Below are 7,500 nucleotides of genomic sequence, written 5' to 3'. Positions count from 1 at the left end.
ATTTCATCGCGGCAATCCGGTTTCTGCCAGCTGATAGGCCATGCGCAATGGGGCAGGGCTCAGGCCAGTTCGGGGCGGCGGGCACGGCCGCTGGCGAACAGCGCAAAAATGCCGATCATCACCGCCAGCGCCAAACTGCCGGCAAGGAGGAAGGCACCCTGCATCGTTCCGCTGGCAAGGTTGAACTTGTGCACGAACCAGGGCGAGGCGAACTGGCCGAAGAAGAAGGCACCGGTCCAGATGCCCATACCGGTGCCGCGGTGCTCGAAGGGAAAGCGGGTCTGGGCCCAGGCGATGAGTGTGGGGACGGTCATGCCCGCGCCGGTCTGCTGGATGGCAAGGCCCACGACCATTTCGGCCGGGGTACGCGCAAGGCCGATGATGGCCAGACCCGAGCCGAGAATGAACAGGAAGGTACCAAGCTGCACCGCATTCGGGCGCGACGCCATGACGCGGAAGATCACTGCGCCGAGCATGACGAAGAGGCTGGGCAGGAAGGTGATCTTGCTGACCGCTGCCGGGTCGCTCACGCCGACTTCGCCGAAGGCGATGCTGCCATTGACGATGAAGACGTAGTAGAGCGCGGCCGAGAAGAAGGTCATGGCCGCAACCGCCAGCGCATGGCCGAGCGGGAAGGGGCGACGCTGCTCGCCGGCGAGAGGCTTGGCCGTCTTTTCTGCTTCCTGATCCTGACCCGAGCGCTTGGGTTCGTAGAGGCAGGCGAGCATGGCGAAGTAGATCGGGAAGGCAACGAGGTAGACCAGAAAGCCGCCGTTCCAGCGCACCGATGCGACAAGACCTGACAGGAGAATCACACCCGAGGCGAGGAAGGGGCCGACGAGACCTTGCAGGAAAAGCCAGTTATGGCGTCCCTTCTCGTCCCAGTAATCGGCGATGAGCGTGTTGACGATGGTCAGGATGCCAGCCTCGCACACCCCCAGCGCCAGGCGCGAGGCGAAGATATGGTCGAGATCGTCGAGGAAGAAAGGTGCCGTGCCGAAGACGCCGTAGAAGAAGGTGCAGAACAGAAGCAGCCGGCGCCGGCCGAAGCGGTCGACGAAGAAGCCGGCGAAAGGCGCGAGGATGGCGATGGTCAGGCCCGGGGCGGTGACCATCATCGGCACCTTGGTGGCGGCATCGGGATCGGTGCGGAAATGCTGGATCATCGCTGCCACAATCGGGAACATCGAGACGATCGCGAAGATCGGCAGAAAGCCGGCAGCGACCAGGGTGATTCCCTGGGGCTTCATCGTGAGATTGCTGAAAAAGCGGCGAATCGGTGTCATTCCACTCCCACTCCGTGCCATTGCGGCAGCGTGTATTAGAATTCGAATTTCTATCGGCTACTGGCCTTTCGCCGATCGGTCAATCCAGTTCACGCGCGACTCATGGGCTTGACCGATCACCCCGACAGCAATTAGAACAGACATTTCAAACCTAATGGCAGATGGGGAGGAATTCTCGCAATGTCCCGATTGCGGATGGGCATGATTGGCGGCGGTCCCGGCGCATTTATCGGTCCCGTGCATCGAATCGCAGCAGAGCTTGATCGCGAGATCGAGCTCGTCGCCGGTGCTTTCAGCAGCGATCCCGAACGCTCGCGCAAGGCTGGCGAATCCTATCGGATCGAGCCGGCCCGCGCCTATCCCGATGTCGCGACCATGCTGCGAGAAGAAGCCGCGCGCGAAGACGGCATCGACTTCGTTGCGGTTACCACGCCCAATCATCATCACCTTCCGGCTGTGCGCGCTGCGCTGCAGGCCGGATTGCCTGTCATCTGCGACAAGCCGGCGACCGCAACGCTGGACGAGGCGATCGAGATGGCCGAACTGGTCGCTTCCGCCGGTCTGCCTTTCGCGCTGACCTACACGTATTCGGGCTACCCGCTCGTGCGTGAGATGCGGGCGCGCATCGCTGCCGGCGATCTGGGCCAGATCCGCAAGGTCATTGTCGAATATCCGCAAGGCTGGCTGGCGCAGCAAGCCGAAGGCAAGCAGGCCGAATGGCGGGTCGATCCCGGCCGGGCCGGGATCGGCGGGTGCATCGCCGACATTGGCGTCCACGCTTTCCAGCTCGCCGAATTCGTGACCGGTCTCAAGGTCACGCGCATCATGGCCGATCTCGGCGCCGTGGTGCCGGGGCGCGTCCTCGACGACGATTGTCAGATCCTTCTGCGCTTCGAGAACGGTGCGCGCGGCGCGCTGCTCGCCAGCCAGATCTCGGTCGGTGAACGCAATGGCCTGCGCATTCGCGTCTATGGCGAGAAGGGGGGTATCGACTGGCGACAGGAAAGCCCCAATGCCTTTGCTCTCTATCACCTCGATGGCCGTACCGAGCTGGTTCAGGCCGGCGATCCGGGGCTGGGCGCTGCAGCTGTTGCCGCCAGCCGCACGCCGGGCGGCCATCCGGAGGGCTATCTGGAGGCTTTCGCCAACCTCTACCGCGATTTCGCCAAGCAGTTGCGCGGTGATCCGGGATCGCTGGTGCCGGGCATGGCCGATGGCCTGCGCGGCATGCAACTGATTGACCTTGCCGTGCGTGCCAGCCGGGAAGAGCTTGGCTGGATCGATTTTCCGGCCTGACGATACAACAGAGAGAACTGCCATGAAGACGATCAAGGGTCCGGCCATTTTCCTTGCCCAGTTCGCCGGGGACGAAGCACCGTTCAATTCGCTCGATGCGATTGGCGACTGGGTCGCCTCGCTGGGGTACAAGGGCGTGCAGATCCCGAGCTGGGACGCGCGCCTGTTCGACTTGGCCAAGGCTGCCGAAAGCCAGGACTATTGCGACGAGGTGAAGGGCTCGCTTGCCGCGAAGGGACTGGCGATCACCGAGCTTTCGACGCATCTGCAGGGCCAGCTTGTGGCGGTTCATCCTGCCTATGACGTGCAGTTCGACGGATTCGCGGCAGAGCATGTCCGCGGCAACCCCAAGGCCCGGCAGGAATGGGCGGTCGAACAGCTCACGCTTGCCGCAAAGGCAAGCAGGCGGCTCGGCCTGAATGCCCACGCCAGTTTCTCGGGCGCGCTGGCATGGCCCTACGTCTATCCCTGGCCGCAGCGTCCGGCAGGCCTGGTCGAGGACGCCTTTGACGAACTGGCTCGCCGCTGGAAGCCGATCCTCGATACCTTCGACGAGAACGGCGTCGATCTCGCCTACGAAATCCATCCGGGCGAAGATCTGCATGACGGCGCAACCTTCGAGATGTTCCTTGAGCGGGTTGGCAATCACCCGCGTGCGAACATTCTCTACGATCCTTCGCACTTCGTGCTGCAACAGCTCGATTACCTGGCGTTCCTCGACATCTATCGCGAGCGCGTGAAGTGCTTTCACGTCAAGGATGCCGAATTCCGTCCCTCGGGGCGCATGGGCGTCTATGGCGGTTACCAGTCGTGGGTCGATCGACCGGGGCGCTTCCGGTCGCTGGGCGACGGGCAGGTCGATTTCGCACAGATCTTTTCGAAGATGGCGCAGTACGATTTTGGCGGGTGGGCCGTGCTTGAGTGGGAATGCGCGCTCAAGCATCCCGAAGCCGGTGCGGCCGAAGGGGCACCCTTCATCGCCGATCACATCATTCGCGTGACCGAGAAAGCCTTCGACGATTTCGCGGACAGCGGCAGCGACCGCGAGGTCAATGCACGGATCATGGGAATCGGCGCATGAGCGGCACGTCTTCCGGCTGGACCCGGCGCGACTTCGCCGGGGGGGCGGCACTTTTGGCGCTTGCCTTGGGCATCCCGGCCGCAGCGGTCAAGCTTACCGACCTTGATGCGGCCGACGCGCCGAGCGATCGCCAGCGCAAGCTTATCGCCGAAGTGTCCGAGCTGGTGATTCCGAAGACCGATACTCCTGGCGCTGCCGAAGTTGGCGTCGGCGATTTCGTCATTCTCGCCCTGGCACACGGGCTTTCGGGCACGCGCGATCCAGTGGCAACGGGCGTGATAACGCCTGCCCTCGCGCCATTCCGCCGCCGAGACGGGTCCCTGAGTCACCTTGACTGGCTGGAGAGCCGGCTCGATCATGCCGCGGGAGGCGATTTTTTGCGTCGCGGCCAGGATGAGCAATTGCGCCTGCTGACCGCGATCGACGGCGAAGCCATGGCCCGAGGCGCGGAATATTCGCCCTGGGTCGCGATCAAGGGACTGATCCTGACTGGTTACTACACCAGCGAAGTCGGCGGATCGCAGGAGCTGCGGTACGAACTCGTGCCGGGCAAGTGGGAGCCCGATATTCCGATACAGCCCGGCGACAGGGCCTTCTCAAGTGACTGGACTGCGGTGGATTTCGGCTGATAACAATGGAAAATCTGCAATTTGATGCGATCGTCGTCGGCTCGGGCATCACCGGAGGCTGGGCTGCCAAGCAGCTGACCGAAGCGGGCCTCAAGGTGCTCATGCTCGAACGCGGGCGCAAGATCGAGCATCAGGTCGACTACGAGAACGAGACCAAGGCGCCTTGGGAAATGCCGTTCCGCGGCGTTGGCGATACCGAGCTCTACAATCGTGAATACTCGGTGCAGATGCTCAACCGGCACTTCACCGAATTCACGCAGGATCACTTCGTCAACGATGCCGACCAGCCTTACCAGAAGGCGAAGGGGAGCGATTTTGACTGGTTCCGTTCCTACCAGCTCGGCGGGCGTTCGCTGACCTGGGGACGCCAGTGCTATCGCTGGTCTGACTACGATTTCGGCGCGAACAAGCGCGACGGCTTCGGCACCGATTGGCCGATCCGTTACGCCGATCTCGCTCCGTGGTACGACATGGTCGAGGACTTCGTCGGTGTTTCCGGCTCGCATGAAGGGCTGCCCCAGCTACCCGACGGCAAGTTCCTCCCGCCGATGGAGCTCAACTGCGTCGAGGCTGCCCTGCGTGAGCGTATCCTTGCGAAGTATCCCGATCGCTTGATCACCATCGGCCGCACCGCAAACCTGACAGAGGCCCGTCCCGAACAGGGCCGGGCGCATTGCCAGTATCGTTCGATCTGCGCGCGCGGTTGCTCCTACGGCGCCTATTTCTCGACCCAGTCGGCAACGCTTCCGGCTGCGAAGAAGACCGGCCTGTTGACTGTTGTAACCGACGCGCAGGTCACGAAGCTGGAATATGATGCCCAGACCAGACGCGTCAGCGCCGTTCACTGGATCGACACCAAGACCAGCGAGCGTAAGCGGGCCAGCTCGCGCATTGTCTTCCTCAACGCCGGTGCCTTCAACTCGGTGCACGTCCTGCTCAATTCTGCAAGCGAGACCATGCCCAACGGTCTTGCCAATTCGAGCGGTGTATTGGGCACGCACATCATGGATCATGCCAATACCATGGCGGCGATGGCCGTCGTGCCCGGTTTCGAAGACAGGACCAGCTTCGGGAACCGGCCGACCGGTATCGTGATTCCCCGATTCCGCAACCTGGACAAGCTGGATGGTGACGGCTTCACCCGCGGATACTCATTCCAGGGCGGCGCCCTGCAGGGTACCTGGACGCGCGGCAAGCGCATGCCGGGCATTGGAGAGGACTTCAAGGAAGAGCTCCACAAGATCGGTCCCTGGTCGATGGTGCTTGTCGTCTTCGCCGATTCCATGCCGCGGGCCAGCAACCGTCTGACCCTCAGCAAGCGTCTCGATCCGCGCGGCGTGCCGCAGCTTGAGATTGCATTCGCCCACGGCAAGGAAGAGCTCGCAGCACTCGCCGACGCCAAGAAAGAGGCTGCGGCCATGCTCAATTCTGCTGGAGCGCACGTGGTCATGGGCTTCGACCAGCCCGGCCATGGTGGCACTGCCATCCATGAAATGGGCGGTGCACGCATGGGTTGGGATCCGAAGACTTCGGTCCTCAACCGCTGGAGCCAGTCCCACGACGTGGCGAACCTGTTCGTGACCGATGGCGCACAGATGAGTTCGTCTGCCTGCCAGAATCCCTCGCTTACGTACATGGCCCTCACTGCAAGAGCCTGCGACGCGGCAGTGAAGATGCTCAAGGAAGGCGTCATTTGACCGAAGTTGCGTCGCCGCCGCTTGCGGTGCACCAGAGCGTAGAAGATACCGCCGGAAACCTGACCGATCGCCAGAAGACCCTTGCCTACCTGACCCTGATGGTGGCGCTGGTCCTGGAAATCGTCGACGTTACCATCGTCAACACGGCCCTGCCCGTGATCGAAAAGGATTTCGGTTCAGCTGCCGCCGAAGCGCAATGGGTGTCGGCCGGGTACTCGCTTGCCTTTGCGCTGCTCCTGATGCTGGGCGGCCGTTTGGGTGATGCGCTGGGCTATCGCCGTCTGTTCATCGGGGGCGTGGCCGGCTTTACGCTGGCTTCGGTCCTGTGCGGTCTTTCGACAAGTCCCGAACAACTGATTGCCGCGCGCGTGGCGCAGGGCTGTGCCGGGGCGATGATGGCACCGCAGGTCATGGCCTTGATCCAGGTCCTGTTCGAGCCTCTGGAACGCGTTGCAAAATTGGCCTGGGTTGGCGTGATAGGCGGTCTTTCCGCCATCGCCGGGCCGATCATCGGTGGCCTGCTCATTCACGCCAACCTCTTCGGGCTCGGCTGGCGCAGTGTCTTCCTCATCAATGCGCCGGTAGGCATGATCGCCTTGATCGTTGCCTGGAAGCTTTTGCCCAAGGCTCGCTCCGAACATGCCCGCGGCATCGACGGTTGGGGAACCCTCATGTTCGCGGCGGGTATGGCAAGTCTGCTGTTCCCGCTCGTACGCGGGAGCGACCTCGGCTGGCAACCCTGGCACTTCGCGCTTCTTCTGGCTGCGCCGGTCCTGCTGTTGCTGGTGTGGCGGCGGACGCAGCAGAGGACCGAACGCGGCGCTGCCAGCATGTTCCACCCCGAACTCTTTTCCCAGAAGCAGTTCCCTATGGGCCTGATGCTGGCATTGCTTTTCGGTACTTCGACGAGTGGCTTCCTTTTCGTATTCGCCTTCGGCGTGCAGAAGATTTTGGGATACTCGCCGCTTCAGACTGGCCTCCTGCACATTCCATTCAGTGTCGGGGTCATGATTGGCATTGCCTTCCTGGGGCGCAAGCTGATTGCCAGCCATGGCAAGTGGGTCCTTGTTGGCGGGGTTACCTGCATGGCCTTGTTCTCGGCCGGTACGCTTGGTTGGATCGCAACGGGCGGACAGGGCTGGTGGGTGCTTGGCTGCCTTGCGCTGGCAGGCGCAGGGATGGGTATGACCAATGGCCCGTTGACCCCGGTGATCCTTGCTCGTGTCGACCGGCAGCATGCAGGCGCGGCCAGCGGGCTGATAAAGACGGTGCAGGAACTGGGGATGGCTCTTGGCGTGGCGATAGTCGGCACCGCCTTTTTCGCGAGCGCGCAGGCAGGAGAGGTGGGACAGGTCCTGCCGGCCATATTTGTGATCGTGGCTCTGTTGCTCGGGTGTCTCGTCCTGGCCATTCGCCTTCCTGCCCCATTGTTCCCCGAGCACGACGCTTGACCGGAAATTAGGTTCCAAGTCGGCGCCCTTGGCGCCTGACTTTGAGATACCTGCTTGGAT

General features: G+C 62.7%; 6 protein-coding genes. 5 read left to right on the top strand and 1 reads right to left on the bottom strand.

Annotated elements, in window-relative coordinates:
* Positions 1 to 59: 59 nt before the first annotated feature.
* Positions 60 to 1,286: an MFS transporter gene (locus SPHV1_RS12220; RefSeq protein ID WP_369817903.1), complete on the bottom strand. Its 1,227-nt coding sequence runs from the start codon at positions 1,284 to 1,286 to the stop codon at positions 60 to 62.
* Positions 1,287 to 1,466: 180 nt separating this feature from the next.
* On the opposite strand from SPHV1_RS12220, the gene SPHV1_RS12215 reads away from it, so the two are divergent.
* From SPHV1_RS12215 to SPHV1_RS12195, 5 genes are read left to right on the top strand one after another with little or no spacing between them, the layout of a single operon-like run.
* A complete protein-coding gene (locus SPHV1_RS12215) occupies positions 1,467 to 2,582 on the top strand; it encodes a Gfo/Idh/MocA family protein (protein WP_054946312.1) in 1,116 nt (371 codons plus the stop codon).
* A gap of 22 nt (positions 2,583 to 2,604) precedes the next feature.
* Positions 2,605 to 3,663 carry a sugar phosphate isomerase/epimerase gene (locus SPHV1_RS12210; RefSeq protein ID WP_054946311.1) on the top strand — a complete coding sequence of 353 codons (1,059 nt, stop codon included), beginning with the start codon at positions 2,605 to 2,607 and terminating at the stop codon, positions 3,661 to 3,663.
* The gene (locus tag SPHV1_RS12205) at positions 3,660 to 4,292 is read left to right on the top strand and encodes a gluconate 2-dehydrogenase subunit 3 family protein (protein ID WP_054946310.1); all 633 of its coding nucleotides are present in this window, start codon (positions 3,660 to 3,662) and stop codon (positions 4,290 to 4,292) included. Before SPHV1_RS12210 ends, SPHV1_RS12205 begins: the two co-directional genes overlap by 4 nt.
* Positions 4,293 to 4,297: 5 nt before the next feature.
* Positions 4,298 to 5,989 (top strand): GMC oxidoreductase, encoded by a 1,692-nt coding sequence (locus SPHV1_RS12200; RefSeq protein WP_054946309.1) that lies wholly within the window; start codon positions 4,298 to 4,300, stop codon positions 5,987 to 5,989.
* Entirely contained in the window at positions 5,986 to 7,440 is a 1,455-nt protein-coding gene (locus tag SPHV1_RS12195; RefSeq protein WP_231634651.1) for an MFS transporter, read from the top strand. Before SPHV1_RS12200 ends, SPHV1_RS12195 begins: the two co-directional genes overlap by 4 nt.
* Positions 7,441 to 7,500: the final 60 nt, after the last annotated feature.

It is taken from the genome of Novosphingobium sp. KN65.2, from assembly GCF_001368935.1.
GTDB lineage: Bacteria > Pseudomonadota > Alphaproteobacteria > Sphingomonadales > Sphingomonadaceae > Novosphingobium > Novosphingobium mathurense.
This window is presented reverse-complemented; position numbering and strand designations above follow the sequence as displayed.

Excerpts from the sequence above, each read along its gene's own strand:
- SPHV1_RS12220 (WP_369817903.1), bottom strand. The coding sequence starts at position 1,286 with ATGACACCGATTCGCCGCTTTTTCAGCAATCTCACGATGAAGCCCCAG.
- SPHV1_RS12215 (WP_054946312.1), top strand. The coding sequence starts at position 1,467 with ATGTCCCGATTGCGGATGGGCATGATTGGCGGCGGTCCCGGCGCATTT.
- SPHV1_RS12205 (WP_054946310.1), top strand. The coding sequence starts at position 3,660 with ATGAGCGGCACGTCTTCCGGCTGGACCCGGCGCGACTTCGCCGGGGGG.
- SPHV1_RS12200 (WP_054946309.1), top strand. The coding sequence starts at position 4,298 with ATGGAAAATCTGCAATTTGATGCGATCGTCGTCGGCTCGGGCATCACC.
- SPHV1_RS12210 (WP_054946311.1), top strand. The coding sequence starts at position 2,605 with ATGAAGACGATCAAGGGTCCGGCCATTTTCCTTGCCCAGTTCGCCGGG.